Annotated in this window: 13 protein-coding genes; 8 read left to right on the forward strand and 5 right to left on the reverse strand. The window is 73.4% G+C overall.

Going from position 1 to position 13,819, the window contains the following annotated elements; translation table 11 throughout:
* Window positions 1–142: 142 nt before the first annotated feature.
* The 7 genes from pdhA (at window position 143) to A6R01_RS16335 (ending at window position 6,405) form a co-directional block, all read left to right on the forward strand.
* On the forward strand, window positions 143–1,306 hold the full coding sequence (gene pdhA, locus A6R01_RS16305; RefSeq protein WP_366925123.1) for a pyruvate dehydrogenase (acetyl-transferring) E1 component subunit alpha: 1,164 nt from the start codon (window positions 143–145) through the stop codon (window positions 1,304–1,306).
* Window positions 1,306–2,301 carry an alpha-ketoacid dehydrogenase subunit beta gene (locus A6R01_RS16310; protein WP_292608095.1) on the forward strand — a complete coding sequence of 332 codons (996 nt, stop codon included), beginning with the start codon at window positions 1,306–1,308 and terminating at the stop codon, window positions 2,299–2,301. Before pdhA ends, A6R01_RS16310 begins: the two co-directional genes overlap by 1 nt.
* 130 nt (window positions 2,302–2,431) lie before the next feature.
* A complete protein-coding gene (locus A6R01_RS16315) occupies window positions 2,432–3,892 on the forward strand; it encodes a 2-oxo acid dehydrogenase subunit E2 (protein ID WP_292608098.1) in 1,461 nt (486 codons plus the stop codon).
* Window positions 3,893–4,069: 177 nt separating this feature from the next.
* Window positions 4,070–4,648, forward strand: coding sequence for an alternate-type signal peptide domain-containing protein (locus A6R01_RS16320; RefSeq protein WP_292608101.1), 579 nt, complete (start codon window positions 4,070–4,072; stop codon window positions 4,646–4,648).
* A 4-nt stretch (window positions 4,649–4,652) separates the two neighbouring features.
* On the forward strand, window positions 4,653–5,324 hold the full coding sequence (locus A6R01_RS16325) for a signal peptidase I (RefSeq protein ID WP_292608104.1): 672 nt from the start codon (window positions 4,653–4,655) through the stop codon (window positions 5,322–5,324).
* Entirely contained in the window at window positions 5,321–5,980 is a 660-nt protein-coding gene (locus A6R01_RS16330; RefSeq protein ID WP_292608107.1) for a TasA family protein, read from the forward strand. Before A6R01_RS16325 ends, A6R01_RS16330 begins: the two co-directional genes overlap by 4 nt.
* Before the next feature lie 86 nt (window positions 5,981–6,066).
* Window positions 6,067–6,405 carry a hypothetical protein gene (locus A6R01_RS16335; protein ID WP_292608110.1) on the forward strand — a complete coding sequence of 113 codons (339 nt, stop codon included), beginning with the start codon at window positions 6,067–6,069 and terminating at the stop codon, window positions 6,403–6,405.
* A 16-nt stretch (window positions 6,406–6,421) separates the two neighbouring features.
* Here A6R01_RS16335 and A6R01_RS16340 read toward each other — a convergent pair whose 3' ends face one another.
* From A6R01_RS16340 to A6R01_RS16360, 5 genes are all read right to left on the reverse strand, one after another.
* On the reverse strand, window positions 6,422–7,249 hold the full coding sequence (locus A6R01_RS16340) for an SDR family oxidoreductase (RefSeq protein WP_292608113.1): 828 nt from the start codon (window positions 7,247–7,249) through the stop codon (window positions 6,422–6,424).
* A 96-nt stretch (window positions 7,250–7,345) separates the two neighbouring features.
* Window positions 7,346–8,827 (reverse strand): carboxyl transferase domain-containing protein, encoded by a 1,482-nt coding sequence (locus A6R01_RS16345; RefSeq protein ID WP_292608117.1) that lies wholly within the window; start codon window positions 8,825–8,827, stop codon window positions 7,346–7,348.
* Window positions 8,828–8,836: 9 nt separating this feature from the next.
* Window positions 8,837–9,820, reverse strand: coding sequence for an NAD-dependent epimerase/dehydratase family protein (locus A6R01_RS16350; protein WP_292608120.1), 984 nt, complete (start codon window positions 9,818–9,820; stop codon window positions 8,837–8,839).
* A 189-nt stretch (window positions 9,821–10,009) separates the two neighbouring features.
* The gene (locus A6R01_RS16355) at window positions 10,010–11,458 is read right to left on the reverse strand and encodes a M1 family metallopeptidase (protein WP_292608125.1); all 1,449 of its coding nucleotides are present in this window, start codon (window positions 11,456–11,458) and stop codon (window positions 10,010–10,012) included.
* A gap of 140 nt (window positions 11,459–11,598) precedes the next feature.
* Entirely contained in the window at window positions 11,599–12,177 is a 579-nt protein-coding gene (locus tag A6R01_RS16360; RefSeq protein WP_292608128.1) for an RNA polymerase sigma factor, read from the reverse strand.
* A 29-nt stretch (window positions 12,178–12,206) separates the two neighbouring features.
* Between A6R01_RS16360 and A6R01_RS16365 the strand changes: the two genes are divergently transcribed.
* Window positions 12,207–13,751 (forward strand): serine/threonine-protein kinase, encoded by a 1,545-nt coding sequence (locus A6R01_RS16365; RefSeq protein WP_292608131.1) that lies wholly within the window; start codon window positions 12,207–12,209, stop codon window positions 13,749–13,751.
* Window positions 13,752–13,819 lie beyond the last annotated feature (68 nt).

Genomic DNA, 13,819 nt, shown 5'->3' on the forward strand with positions numbered 1-13,819 from the left:
GACGTCCGGTGCGTCCCGGTACGGTGTCGACACAGTGTGTCCCGGGTCACAGGCCACACCACCCCGTGACCACGACCCGGCACCACAGGCAGCAGACGAGCGGAGACCCCGCACCGTCTCGTGACCGCAAAGGAGCGCGCGCGTGCCCGACAGCAACCCGAGTCCCGGATTCGGCCCGGACCTCGCCGAGGTCTTCGGCCCGGCCCACTCCGACGGCGGTCCCGAGCTGGTGCAGCTCCTGACGCCCGAGGGCGAGCGGGTCCACCACCCCGAGTTCGACCTGGACTTCTCCGCCGAGCAGATCCGCGGCTTCTACCGCGACATGGTGCTGACCCGGCGCATCGACACCGAGGCCACCGCGCTCCAGCGCCACGGCGAGCTCGGCATCTGGGCCCAGCTGCTGGGCCAGGAGGCCGCCCAGATCGGCGCCGGCCGCGCGCTGCGCCCGCAGGACTACGTCTTCCCGACCTACCGCGAGCACGGCGTCGCCTGGTGCAAGGGCATCGACCCGCTCAAGCTGCTCGGGCTCTTCCGCGGCGTCGACCACGGCTCGTGGGACCCGCACGAGTTCAACTTCGGTCTCTACACGATCGTCATCGGCGCCCAGTGCCTGCACGCGACCGGCTACGCCATGGGCATGCAGCGCGACGGTGTCGTCGGCACCGGCGACCCCGACCGCGACGCCGCGGTCATCGCGCACTTCGGTGACGGTGCCTCGAGCCAGGGCGACGTCAACGAGTCCTTCATCTTCGCCGCCTCCTACAACGCCCCGGTCGTGTTCTTCTGCCAGAACAACCAGTGGGCGATCTCCGAGCCGATCGAGCGCCAGACCCGCATCCCGCTCTACCAGCGCGCGCTGGGCTTCGGCTTCCCGGGCATCCGCGTCGACGGCAACGACGTGCTGGCGACGTACGCCGTCACGCAGGCCGCCCTGCAGCGGGCCCGGGACGGCCAGGGCCCGACGTTCGTGGAGGCCTACACCTACCGGATGGGTGCCCACACGACCACCGACGACCCGACCCGCTACCGGCTGTCGGCCGACGTGGAGTCGTGGAAGCTCAAGGACCCGATCGCCCGCCTGGAGGTCTACCTGCGCCGCAACGGCCTGGTCGACGACGGCCTGGTGGAGGACGTGAAGGCCGAGGCCGACGAGCTCGGCGCCCACCTGCGCGAGGGCTGCAAGGCGATGCCCGACCCGCGGCCGATGGACATGTTCGACCACGTCTACGCCGAGGTGCCCGAGGAGCTCGCGGCCCAGCGCGACGGCTTCGCCGACTACCTCGCGTCGTTCGAGGGGAGCCACTGATGAGCGAGCAGAAGACTAGCCAGAAGATCACCCTGGCCAAGGGTCTCAACATGGGCCTGCGCAAGGCCATGGAGGGCGACCCCAAGGTCCTGCTCATGGGCGAGGACGTCGGCAAGCTCGGCGGAGTCTTCCGCATCACCGACGGCCTGCAGAAGGACTTCGGCGAGGACCGCGTCATCGACTCCCCGCTCGCGGAGTCCGGCATCGTCGGCACCGCGGTGGGCCTGGCGCTGCGCGGCTTCCGCCCGGTGGTGGAGATCCAGTTCGACGGGTTCGTCTACCCCGCCTACGACCAGATCGTGTGCCAGGTGGCGAAGATGCGCTACCGCTCCAAGGGCCACAGCCCGATGCCGATGGTCATCCGCATCCCCTTCGGCGGCGGCATCGGCGCGGTCGAGCACCACAGCGAGTCGCCCGAGGCGCAGTTCGCGCACACCCCGGGCCTGAAGGTCGTCGCCTGCTCCAACCCCGTCGACGGCTACTGGATGATCCAGCAGGTGATCGCCTCCGACGACCCGGTGATCTTCCTCGAGCCCAAGCGGCAGTACCACGCCGACAAGATGGAGCTCGACACCGCGATCACCCCGCCGCCGCTGTTCACCTCCCGCGTCGCGCGCCCCGGCACCGACGTGACGGTGCTGGCCTACGGCCCGACGGTGCGCACCGCGTTGACGGCCGCCGAGGCCGCCGCGGGCGAGGGCCGCTCGATCGAAGTGATCGACCTGCGCACGCTCAGCCCGCTCGACATGGGTCCGGTCCTGGACTCCGTGCGCCGCACCGGTCGCTGCGTGGTCGTGCACGAGGCGCACGTCAACCTCGGCATGGGCGCCGAGCTGGCCGCCCGGGTGACCGAGGAGTGCTTCTACTCCCTGGAGGCGCCGGTGCTGCGCGTGGGCGGGTTCGACACGCCGTACCCCGCCTCCCGCATCGAGGAGGACTTCCTCCCCGACCTGGACCGCCTGCTCGACGCCGTCGACCGCACCTTCGCGTTCTGATGCCCGCCGCTGGTCGAGGTGCGAGGGCGGCCACGCCCGAGCCTCGAGACCCGGTGACCCGAACCGTCGGTCGAGGTGCGAGGGCGGCCACGCCCGAGCCTCGAGACCCGGTGACCTGAGAGGAAACCTGATGCCTGAGTACAAGCTGCCCGACGTCGGCGAGGGACTGACCGAGGCCGAGGTCGTCGCCTGGCGGGTCAAGGTCGGCGACGTCATCGAGGTCAACGAGATCGTCTGCGACATCGAGACCGCGAAGTCGATCGTGGAGCTGCCCTCGCCGTACGCCGGCGAGGTCACCGCGCTGCTGGTCCCCGAGGGCGAGACCGTCGCCGTCGGCACCCCGATCATCCGCATCGGCGCCGACTCGGCGGTCGAGGAGGTTGCGCAGCAACCGTCTCGAGACCCCGACGCCGACATGGAGATCGACCTCTCCAACCCCGCGGCCTCCGGTGGCGGTGAGGGCGAGAGCCTGGTGGGGCGCAACAAGGCCGACCGTGGACCGACCCGTCGAGCCCGGCGCGCCCCGGGCGCCGAGGCCGCCAACAAGCAGGCCCAGGCCGCCTTCGACCCGGGCACCAGCCCGGCGCCGGAGCTCGAGGAGCTGCCCGAGGTCTCCCCGCCGTCCTACTCGGCGGTCGAGGAGGGTGCGCAGCGGCCGTCTCGAGACCCCGCGCCGGCTGACGCCCGCGTGCTGGCCAAGCCGCCGGTGCGCAAGCTGGCCAAGGACCTCGGCGTCGACCTCACCACGCTGACCGGCGAGGGCCCCCAGGGCTCGGTGACCCGCGAGCAGGTCCAGGCCGCGGCAGCCTCCGCGCCGGAGGGTGGTCGAGCAGCGGCGAGCCCCAGCGAGCCGCGGGCGTCGAGACCACTGGCCACCGGCGCCCGCGAGACCCGCGAGCCGATCAAGGGCGTGCGCAAGATGATGGGCCAGGCGATGGTCGACTCGGCCTTCACCGCCCCGCACGTGACCGAGTGGGTCACCCTCGACGCGACCCGCACGATGGAGCTGGTGGAGCGGCTGAAGTCTCACCGGGAGTTCCGCGACGTCAAGGTCAGCCCGCTGCTGGTGCTGGCCAAGGCGTGCCTGCTGGCCATCCGGCGTACGCCGGAGATCAACTCCTTCTGGGACGAGGCGGCCCAGGAGGTCGTCTACAAGCACTACGTCAACCTCGGGATCGCCGCGGCGACCCCGCGTGGCCTGGTGGTGCCCAACGTCAAGGACGCCGACGCGATGACCCTGCGCGAGCTGGCCGAGGCGCTGGGCGACCTCACCGCCACTGCGCGCGAGGGGAAGACGCAGCCGGCCGACATGAGCGGTGGGTCGTTCACGATCACCAACGTGGGCGTCTTCGGCGTCGACGCCGGCACGCCGATCATCAACCCCGGCGAGTCGGCGATCCTGTGCTTCGGCTCGATCACCCGCAAGCCGTGGGTGGTCGTCGAGGACGGCGAGGAGCGCATCGTGCCGCGCCACGTCACGACGCTGGCGCTCTCCTTCGACCACCGCCACGTCGACGGTGAGAAGGGCTCGCGCTTCCTGGCCGACGTCGCCGCGATCCTGGAGGACCCCGCCTCCGCGCTGCTGTTCTGAGCTGAGGTCCCGACCGGGGTCGTGCCCCTGAGCGGGCGCCATGGCGCCCGCTCAGGGGCACGACTCACTCCGCAGGTCTGGACCGCTCGTCCAGACGTGTTCCTCCACCTCCGCAGGTCGCCGATGGGACACCGGAGGGGCCTGCCCGTGCCGGGGCGGCCCCCGAGGGAGGACACCATGCGCAACTCGATCAAGGCCGCGCTCGCGGCGACCACCGGCGCCGCACTGCTGCTCGGGGGTGCCGGGTCGCTGGCGTACTGGTCCGACGAGGAGGTCATTCCTGGCGGGACCATCAACGGCGGGTCCTTGGACCTCACGTCTGGCGACTGCGGCGTGGGCTGGGAGCTCAACGGCGAGGATGTGACCTTCAACTTCTCCCGCCCTCTGGTGCCGGGCGACGTCCTGACCAAGACCTGCCGCTACGTCCTCGACGCCACGGGCGACAACCTGCAGGCCGACGTAGCGGCGAGCGCCCCCGACTTCGGCGCTGTCACGGCACTCACTGCCGAGCTGGACTTCAGCAGCAGCTTCACGCTCGACGCCGTGGGGGACCCCGCGCCGGCAGGCTTCACGCCGACGGCGCAGATCACCGAGGCCGACGACGGCAAGGAGCTGATCGCCTCGCTCATCGTGGACTTCGACTTCGCCAGCGCGACGAACGCGAGCAACAGCGGCGTGGAGTACAACGCGGCGCCGCTCCAGGCCGCGCTCGAGGACATCACGATCACCGTGACCCAGACGAACGCCACTCCCTGAACCGATGGCGCGCCACCTCGTGCGCGCCGTCTCCTGGGTGGTGCTGCTGGGGGCGACGGCGCTGGTGACAGTCGCGGTGGTCGTGCCGCGGGTGGCCGGCGCCACGCCGTACACGGTGCTCACCGGCTCGATGAGCCCTGCCTACCCGGCCGGCACCCTGGTGGTGGTGCGACCCGTCGACCTCGCCGACGTGCGGGTCGGGGACGTGGTGACCTACCAGCTGCGCAGCGGCGAGCCGGCCGTCGCTACCCACCGCGTCGTCGGGGTCGGATGGACCGCCGACGGCGAGAAGGTCCTGACCACCCGCGGCGACGCCAACGCCGCGGTCGACGCCGCACCGGTGCGCGAGGTGCAGCTGCGGGGCGAGGTCTGGTACTCCGTGCCCTGGGTGGGCCGGCTCAACGTCCTGCTTTCGCCTGAACAGCACCAGTTGCTGGTGCAGCTCGCCGCAGGGGCGCTCTTCCTGTACGCCGCGGTGCTGCTGCTGCGCGGGTGGCGGTCGGACCGAGGGCACATGCCGGCACGGCACGCGGCCGAGCACGGGATGCCGCTCGTGTCGTCGCGCCGGGCTCGGGGCGTGCTGGTCACGCCGCCTGGCCGTCACGCCGGGTCGCAGCACGACGAGAGTGACACGGCCCCGGCAGCGGCCGCGGCGTCGGAAGAGGTGTCGGCATGAGCGGCCGGCACGCGGCGCCGCGACGTGTTGAGCCGCGGCGGCCCGCCCGCCGACGCGCTGCGTCCCGTACCGCACCTCGGCCGACGCGACCGTGGACGCCGGTCGTCGTCGCCCTCGTCGGGGCGCTGGGGCTGGTGGGTGGCCTCGGGACGCAGGCGTACTGGAACGACGTCGAGACCGTGTCGGGGGCCACCGTCACGTCGGGGTCGCTGGACCTGCTGGTGGAGGGGCAGCAGAGCTACACCTGGACGGCGCTCGACCTGGCCAACATCGCGCCGGGGGAGAGCACGGCCAAGGTGCTCACCCTCAACAACGCCGGCACGACTCCCTTCACGGTCTCCATCACCGCTTCCGCGACGGCCTCCGATGTGGCCCTCCGCGATGCCATGCGGGTCACGGTGGTGCCGGCAGGGACCGTCAACCAGACCAGCGCGGTCTACCCGCGCGCGCAGAGCTGCACGGGCACGGCATCGTTTGGCCCGGCAGCCCTGACCAGTTCTGCGACCACCGTGCTGAGCCAGAGCGTGACCGTCGACCCGTGGGGGTCGCTGACGATCTGCGTGCGACTCCAGCTCGACCTCTCAGCTGCCAACGAGACGCAGTCCGACACCTACACCCCGACGTTCACTCTCACCGCCACGCAGGTGACGCCATGAGGCGCGCGGTGACGGTGGGAGTCATCGCGACGGTGATGCTGGCAGGCACCTCACCGGCGGCAGGAACCTGGAGTGACAGCGCGACGGTGACCGGCAAGAGCGTGACCGCCGGCATGCTGGAAGCGCCTGTGCTGGGCTGCGAGCCGAGCGGCCTGGGGTCGAAGGTGAGCTGGACGCCGTCGACGGTCCCCACCGCGCTCACCTACACCGCGCAGCTGCTGTCCCCCAGCTCGCCGCTGAGCATCACCTCGAGCTCGGTGACCGTCACGCCGACGCTGCTCGACGGCCTGCTCGGGGGCCTGCTCGGGTCGACGGTCACGGTGCGGGTGACTGCCAGCCTGCCCGGCACGTCGTGGACGGTGTCCAGCGACCGGGTCCTCCACTACCGCCTGATCCTGGTGGTCCCGACCGTCTCCTGCACCTGAACAGCCCTCGAGGGGCTCAGCCCAGGTCGACCGGCCCGACCTCCCAGCCCTGGGGCGCCATCGGGTGCAGCATCGCGTCGGTGCCGCCGTCGACGAACAGGCACGCCCCGACGATGTTGGTGGCGCCCTCCGAGAGCAGGAAGCAGACGGGCGCCGCGACCTCCTCGGGTCGGCCGGTGCGCCCGATCGCGGTCGGGTAGGCGTCGATCGCGCTGCCCAGCAGCGGGTCCGCGCGCATCTGCTCGACCATCGCGGTCTCGGTCGCGCCGGGGGCGACCGAGTTCAGGCGGATGCCGGCGCCGGCCCACTCCGGCTTCACGCCTTCGCGCCGCGCCCACCACGCCAGCCCGGCCTTCGAGGACGGGTAGACCATGACGGAGTCGACCTTCGCCGCCTCCGCCCGCGCGGCCCCCTCGTCGTCGCGCAGGCACGCCTCGACCGTCGGCACGTTCCACCCGGGCATCCCGGTGATGGAGTTGCTGGCCAGGAAGACCACGCCCGCGTCGCCGTCGCGCTCGGCCGCCGCGGTGAGCTGCGGGTGCAGGCCCCGGGCCAGCGCCACGGCGCCGAAGAAGTTCACGGAGACGACCAGGTCACCGGGTACGCCGGTCCGCCCGGCCAGCCCCGCGGCCGGCACGAGCCCGTGGACCACGTCGGTCAGCCCCTGCACACCGGTGACCGCGGCCGACCGGCCCTCCGGCGTACCCAGGTCGGCGGCGACGTCCACGCCCTCGCCAGGGTGCAGGTCGATCCCGATCACCCGGTGCCCCTGCCCGCGCAGCATCGCCGCCGTGGCGGCCCCGATCCCCGACGCGGCCCCGCTGACGACGTACGTGCGACTCATGCGCCGGACTGTAACGCGTTCTAGTTCTGGGGTCTGCGCCTTCCGACTCGCCGGCTGCCCCCACCCGCCGACCCGCGTCACGCCGCCCGAGCGCCCTCAGCCGCCGAGGTACCGCGCCGCCCGGTCAGCAGGCGCGCCCGGGCCGCGGGTGAGCAGCCCGGCCAGCTCGGCGGCGAGGACGGCGCCGACCCGGCGGCAGAACTCCTCGGGCTCGGCGGCGGCGTCCGGCTTCTCGGCGACGACGCGGTCCACGACACCGAGGGCGTGCAGGTCCAGCGCGCGGACCCGCTGGGCGCGGGCCATCTCGGGGGCGTGGTCGATGTCGCGGTGCACGATCGCCGAGGCGCCCTCGGGCGGGAGCGGGGAGAGCCACGCGTGCTGCGCGGCGACGACCCGGTCGGCCGGGAGCAGGGCGAGCGCGCCTCCGCCGTTGCCCTCGCCGAGCATCAGCGACAGCGTCGGGGCGTCCAGGGTGACCAGGTCGCCGAGGCAGCGGGCGATCTCACCGGCGAGCCCGCCGTTCTCGGCGTTGACCGACAGGGCGGCGCCGGCGGTGTCGATGACGGTGAGCAGCGGCAGATCCAGCTCGGAGGCCAGCCGCATCCCGCGGCGCGCCTCGCGCAGCGCCTCCGGCCCGAGCGGGTGCGCGGCGGTCTGGCCGCGGCGGTCCTGCCCGAGGAACACGCACGGCACGTCGCCGAAGCGCACCAGCGCGATCAGCAGGCCGGGGTCGGACTCGCCCTGCCCCGTCCCGTTGAGGGGTACGACGTCAGCGGCCGCGTACTTCAGCAGGCGACGGACCCCGGGGCGCTCGGGGTCCCGGGAACGCGTGACCGCCTCCCAGGTGTCGACGTCCGGCACGGGGTCGTCGGCCGGGTCCTCGACGGCCGACAGGGCGGCGCGGTCGGGCAGCATGCAGGTCAGCGCGCGGTCGAGGATGTCGGGGATGTCCTCGGGCGCGACGACGGCGTCGATGATGCCGCGGGCGTAGAGGTTCTCCGAGGTCTGGACGTCCTCGGGGAACGCCTCGCCGTACAACGCCTGGTAGACCCGCGGACCGAGGAAGCCCACCAGCGCCCCGGGCTCGGCGACCGTCACGTGGCCGAGCGAGCCCCACGAGGCCATCACGCCGCCGGTCGTGGGGTGGCGCAGGTAGACGAGGTAGGGCAGCCCCGCGCGCCGGTGCGCCATCACGGCCTCGGCGATCCGCACCATCTGCACGAACGCCGGCGTGCCCTCCTGCATCCGGGTGCCGCCGGAGATCGGCGCGGCGAGCAGCGGCAGCCCCTCCTCGGTGGCCCGCGTGATCGCGGCGACCAGCCGGTCGGCGGTGGCCCGGCCGATCGATCCGGCCAGGAACCCGAACTCGCCCACCAGCACCGCCACGCGGCGCCCGCGCATCAGTCCCTCGCCGGTCAGCACCGACTCGTCGGTGCCGGCCTTCTCGCGCGCGGCGGCCAGCTCGGCGGCGTAGGAGTCGCTGATGTCGCCGTAGACCGGCGGGGTGTCCCAGCTGCTCCACGACTCGGCGTCGAGGACGAGGTCGATCAGGTCGTGGGCCGTGAGACGGGTCGGCATGGGTGGAGGTTAGGCCAGTGAGTCCAGCACCTGGCGCTCCTGCTCACGGGTCAGTCCGGTCACGACGGCGTCGGGCGTCGCGCGCAGCCACTCGAGCGTGTCGCGCGCGGTCTCCGCGATCGGGCGGGCGGTCAGGCCCGCGTCGCGTGACGGGCTCCAGTCGTGCGCCAGCATCCCGTCGTACGCCGGACGCGGCAGCCACAGCGGCAACGACCGCGGCCCCATCCAGGGCGCGACGTCGTGCACCTCGAGGACCGTGTCGGACGCCCAGGTCCAGCGCGGCTCGACCCCCAGCCCCGCGGCCACCTCGGCCAGCAGGTCGCCGAGCGCCGTCGCCGGACCGACACCGTCGAGGTCGCCGGTCAGCCCGGCCTCCGCGGCGGTGACGATCCACGCGGCGAGGTCGCGCACGTCGATCACCTGCACCGTGTCACTCGGGTCCCCCCCGACCAGCACGGGCTCACCGGGCTCGACGTCGGCCAGTCGCGCCGGCCAGTACGTGAAGCGCCCCGTCGGGTCGCCCGGCCCCACGATCAGCCCCGGCCGCACCACGAACGCGCGCTCCGCGCCCTCGCGCACCAGCTGCTCGCAGGCGACCTTCATGGGGCCGTAGGCCTCCGGGTGGGCGCGCAGGTCGACGTCCTCGGGCTGCGCGTCGACCAGGGGGAGCGAGGCGGGCGTGCCGCCGGGGGTGGTCTCGTCGGCGTACACGTTGATCGTCGACACGAACGTCCAGTGCGCCCGCGGCCACGCCGTCACCGCTCGCCCCACCCACGACGGGGTGCGGGCGACGTCGACGACCGCGTCGAACTCCTCGGCCGCCAGGTCGGCCGGGATTCCCTCGGTGCGGTCCAGCACGACGTGGCGTACGCCGTCCGGCACCGAGCCCGACGCCCCGCGGGCCGCCACGCTCACCTCGTGCCCGCGCGCAGCCGCCTCGACCGCCACCGCCCGCGACAGGAAGACCGTCCCGCCCAGCACCAGGAACCTCATGCGCACGACCTCATGGGCCGAGTGTGCCCTGCCGCACCGACAGGGTCTCGTGGCTCGTCGCTGGCGCTCCTCGCACCTCGACCAGCGGAGGGCTCGTCGCTGGCGCTCCTCGCACCTGACCAGCGAGGCGGTGGTCGAGGTGCGAGCGGAGCGAGCCTCGAGACCCCCCGCACCTGACCAGCGGTGGGCTCACCGCTGCGGCGAGGTCTCCCCGAGCAGCCACGCGTCGAAGACGGGCGCCAGGTCACGGCCGGACTCCCGCGACCACCAGCCGACGATGCCGTCGTAGTCCGAGGAGCCGTAGGGCATCGACTGCGGCCACTCCCGCACCAGCCGCCAGAACTCCCGGTCACCGAGCAGCCCGCGGATCTCGTGCCACATCAGCGCGCCGGAGTAGTAGGCGTTGCCCTCGCCGAAGGTGGCCGGGTCGTAGTCGGCGGCCGGGCCGGCCTCGGCGCGCATCTGCGGCTCGTCCTGTGCCCAGTAGTCCATCAGCTGCTGCAGCGTGTACGCCTCCTCCGAGGCCATCCAGGCGCCCTGGAGGTACATCGCCATGCCCTCGTTCATCCACAGGTCGCGCCACGTGGTCGGGCCGATCAGGTCGCCCCACCAGTGGTGCGCGATCTCGTGGACCAGCACGGGGGTGGAGGTGGTGTACTCCGTCATCCCCAGCGTGATCATCGTCTGGGTCTCCATGCCCGACTCCGAGTCGACGAAGAGGAAGCCGAGCGCGTCGAACGGGTAGGGGCCCAGCTTCTCCTCCAGCCAGGTCAGCCCGCGGTCGGCCTCGGCGAGCCCGGCGTCGGCGTCGACGCGGTCCTCCTCGCCGACCGGCACCCAGTACGACAGCGGCACCCCCGAGGAGGACACGGCCTCGCTGAGGGCGTACTCGCCGGTCGCGACGGTGACGAGGTACGACGACGCCGGCTGCTCCATCGACCAGCGCGTGGTCGTCACCCCGTCGGACTCGGTGCGCGAGATCATCTGGCCGTTGGCCACGCCGACCCGGGGGGACGGCACGGAGATCGTGATGTCGTAGGTGGCCTTGTCGGCGGGCTGGTCGTCCACGGCGTACCAGCTGTAGGCACCGGTCGGCTCCTGCATCGTCCAGGTGTCGCCGTCGTCGGTGACGGTCCAGCCGTTGGTGCTGAAGTCGCCGCGGGTCGTGGGCGCGGCGACCGGCTCGGGGGAGCCGGCATAGTCGATCTCCAGCACGTGCCGGTCGTCCGTGCTGACCTCGGCGTCGACGCGCAGGTCCTGGCCGCGGCGGTCGAAGGGTCGCTGCTCGCCGTCGAGGCGCACGCCGGAGACCTCCAGTGCGGGGCTCAGGTCGAGCACCAGCCGCTCGCTGTCGCGGGCGACCCGCAGCAGCAGCGTCTCGCGGCCGGTCAGCAGCCGCTCCTCGGGGTCCCAGGCCAGGTCGAGGTCGTAGTGCAGGGCGTCGACCACGGGGTGGCCGACGCCGGGGTAGATCGGGTCGCGCCGCGGTCGGCTGACCGAGGCGTCCAGGGCGGGGTCGTCGAGCGCGGGCAGCTCGCCCAGCGCCACCGGTGCCAGCCCGACCTCCCCCGGCTGCGCCAGCACCTCGACCTCGGCGTCGGGGCCACCGGCGGTGCAGGCGGACAGCCCGAGCGACACCGCGAGGACCAGACCGAGGGGTCTCGAGGCTCGCTCCCCTCGCACCTCGACCACCGAGGGGGCTCGGTGCGCTCGCACCTCGACCGCCTTTCCGCCGGTCGAGGTGCGACGAGCGCCAGCGAGGAGCCTCGAGACCCGCCTCATGCGTCGGCCGCCAGCAGCGGCCGGGTCAGCTTCCGCCCGTGGTGGATCTGCGCCTTGACGGTGCCGAGCGGGAGCTCGAGCAGCTGCGCGATCTCGTCGTACGCCAACCCGTGCACGTCGCGCAGCAGCAGCGGCTGCACGAGCTGGGGGTGGTCGCGCTCGATGACCTCCATCGCCTCGAGCAGGTCGAGCCGGGTGCCGGCGATGACCGAGGTGGTGCGCGGGTCGGGGCGCTCCAGCGGGCCGGCGGCGGTGAGCTCGGTGGGGTCGGCGGGGACGGCCTGGTTCTTCAGGCGGCGGTACGTCGACCGGGCGCTGTTGACGCAGACCGCGTGCAGCCACGTGGTGAACCGGCCGCGGCCATGCCACGAGCCGATCTTGCGGCTGACGTTGAGCAGCGCCTCCTGACAGGCGTCCTCGGCGTCGGGCAGATGCGGCAGCACGCTGCGACAGGCACTCAGCGCGCGGGGTCGGACGGCGCCCAGCAGCACCTCGAGCGCGTCGGCGTCACCGGCCTGGGCGCGCCGCGCCAGGTCGTCGATCTCGTCCGGGTCCCGGGCCCCTGCACTGGTCACGCTTTACCTCCATGCCCCATCATGCCCGGGTGTCGGACACACCTGCTCGCCTGGGACGCTACGTCGTGCGTCGACGGTTGGGATCCGGCGCGTTCGCGACCGTGTGGCTGGCCTACGACGAGCAGCTGGACTCGCCCGTCGCGGTCAAGGTGCTCGCCGAGAACTGGGCCGACGACGGCCAGGTCCACCGCCGCTTCCTCGAGGAGGGCCGCTACCTCCGTCGCGTCGAGTCGCCCCACGTCGTCCCCGTCTACGACGCCGGCGAGCTGCCCGACGGCCGCCCCTACCTGGTGATGGCGTACGCCGACCAGGGGACGCTCGCGGCGCGCTACGACCCCTCGCAACCGGGCGGCGGCACGCCCCCGACGCCGGGCCAGGCGCTGGCGGTGCTGCGCCAGGTCGGCTCGGGGCTGCAGGCGCTGCACGACCGGGGCGTGCTGCACCGCGACGTGAAGCCGGCCAACGTGCTGTTCCGCACCGTCGAGGGCCCGGCCGGTGGCGGGGCGCAGGTGCGGGCGATGCTCGGCGACCTCGGCCTGGGCAAGGCGCTCGACGTCTCCTCGCGGCTGACGATGATCGCCGGCACCCCGTCCTACGTCGCGCCCGAGCAGGCGCAGGCGGAGTCGCCCGACGCCCGCGCCGACCAGTACTCCCTCGGCGCGCTGGCCTACCTGCTGCTCTCGGGCCGTCCCGCGTTCCGCTTCACCAGCCTCCAGCAGGCCGCCGACCCCGCGCCGCCCGACCCGCTGCCGGGTCAGCCCGCGGAGGTCGACGCGGTGGTGCGGCGCGCGTTGGCGCGCGACCCCGACGACCGGTGGCCCGACGTGACGACCTTCGTGGAGGCGGTGGAGGCTGCCGTCGAGCAGACGGCCGGCCCCCTCGACGAGGGCCCCACGCTGCCGTGGCTGCCATTGGATCCCGACGCCACGCGCGCCGGCGCCGGCCCCACGTCCGGTGGTCGAGGTGTGACGAGCGCCAGCGAGGAGCCTCGAGACCCGGCGGGATCTCGTGGCTCGCTGCGCTCGCACCTCGATCAGCGGAGGACCTGGCCGTACGCCGCCGCCTCGCTGGTCCTCGGCGCGGTCGCGGCGACCGGGGCGTTCCTGGTCGCCCGCGACCTCGCGACCGAGCGGCTGCCGGACCTCGCGGTCGTCGCCGACGCCTCGGGCACCCTGGAGGCGGAGGTCCCGGGCGAGTGGACCGCGGTCTCGGGCGGCGACGGGTGGACGGCCCCGCAGGACGAGGCCGGGTACCCCGCGCTGTCGGTCGGGACCGTGCGCGACTGGACCGCGGAGACCTCGACCGGCCACGGCGTGTTCCTCGCGCTCATGCCGGGCTCGGACCTGCCCGACCGGATGCCGGGTCACCCCGAGTGCGACACCCGCCAAGCGCCGTACTCCGAGAGCGGGAGCCAGCCCTCGCGCACTGTCGTCCACTCCGGCTGCCCCGGCGGCGTGACGGTCGAGCGCGTCGTCCAGGTCGCCGCCGACCGGCTGCTGTGGGTGCAGGTGCGCAGCCTCGACACCGCCACCGCCAACCGGGTCCTGGACTCCGTCACCACCCGCGGCATCTGACGCCGAGCCGGCCCGTCCTTCCGGAAGGTTGCGCCGGTTCGGCCCGCCAGTACGTCGAGCTGGCCCGT

The organism is Nocardioides sp. REDSEA-S30_B4 (genome assembly GCF_001627265.1).
Taxonomy (GTDB): Bacteria; Actinomycetota; Actinomycetes; order Propionibacteriales; family Nocardioidaceae; genus Nocardioides.

What these genes read in the sequence shown, in the direction of transcription:
- A6R01_RS16325 (WP_292608104.1), top strand. Translation starts at nt 4,653, where the DNA reads ATGGCGCGCCACCTCGTGCGCGCCGTCTCCTGGGTGGTGCTGCTGGGG.
- A6R01_RS16350 (WP_292608120.1), bottom strand. Translation starts at nt 9,820, where the DNA reads ATGAGGTTCCTGGTGCTGGGCGGGACGGTCTTCCTGTCGCGGGCGGTG.
- A6R01_RS16320 (WP_292608101.1), top strand. Translation starts at nt 4,070, where the DNA reads ATGCGCAACTCGATCAAGGCCGCGCTCGCGGCGACCACCGGCGCCGCA.
- A6R01_RS16340 (WP_292608113.1), bottom strand. Translation starts at nt 7,249, where the DNA reads ATGAGTCGCACGTACGTCGTCAGCGGGGCCGCGTCGGGGATCGGGGCC.
- A6R01_RS16330 (WP_292608107.1), top strand. Translation starts at nt 5,321, where the DNA reads ATGAGCGGCCGGCACGCGGCGCCGCGACGTGTTGAGCCGCGGCGGCCC.
- A6R01_RS16310 (WP_292608095.1), top strand. Translation starts at nt 1,306, where the DNA reads ATGAGCGAGCAGAAGACTAGCCAGAAGATCACCCTGGCCAAGGGTCTC.
- A6R01_RS16345 (WP_292608117.1), bottom strand. Translation starts at nt 8,827, where the DNA reads ATGCCGACCCGTCTCACGGCCCACGACCTGATCGACCTCGTCCTCGAC.
- A6R01_RS16315 (WP_292608098.1), top strand. Translation starts at nt 2,432, where the DNA reads ATGCCTGAGTACAAGCTGCCCGACGTCGGCGAGGGACTGACCGAGGCC.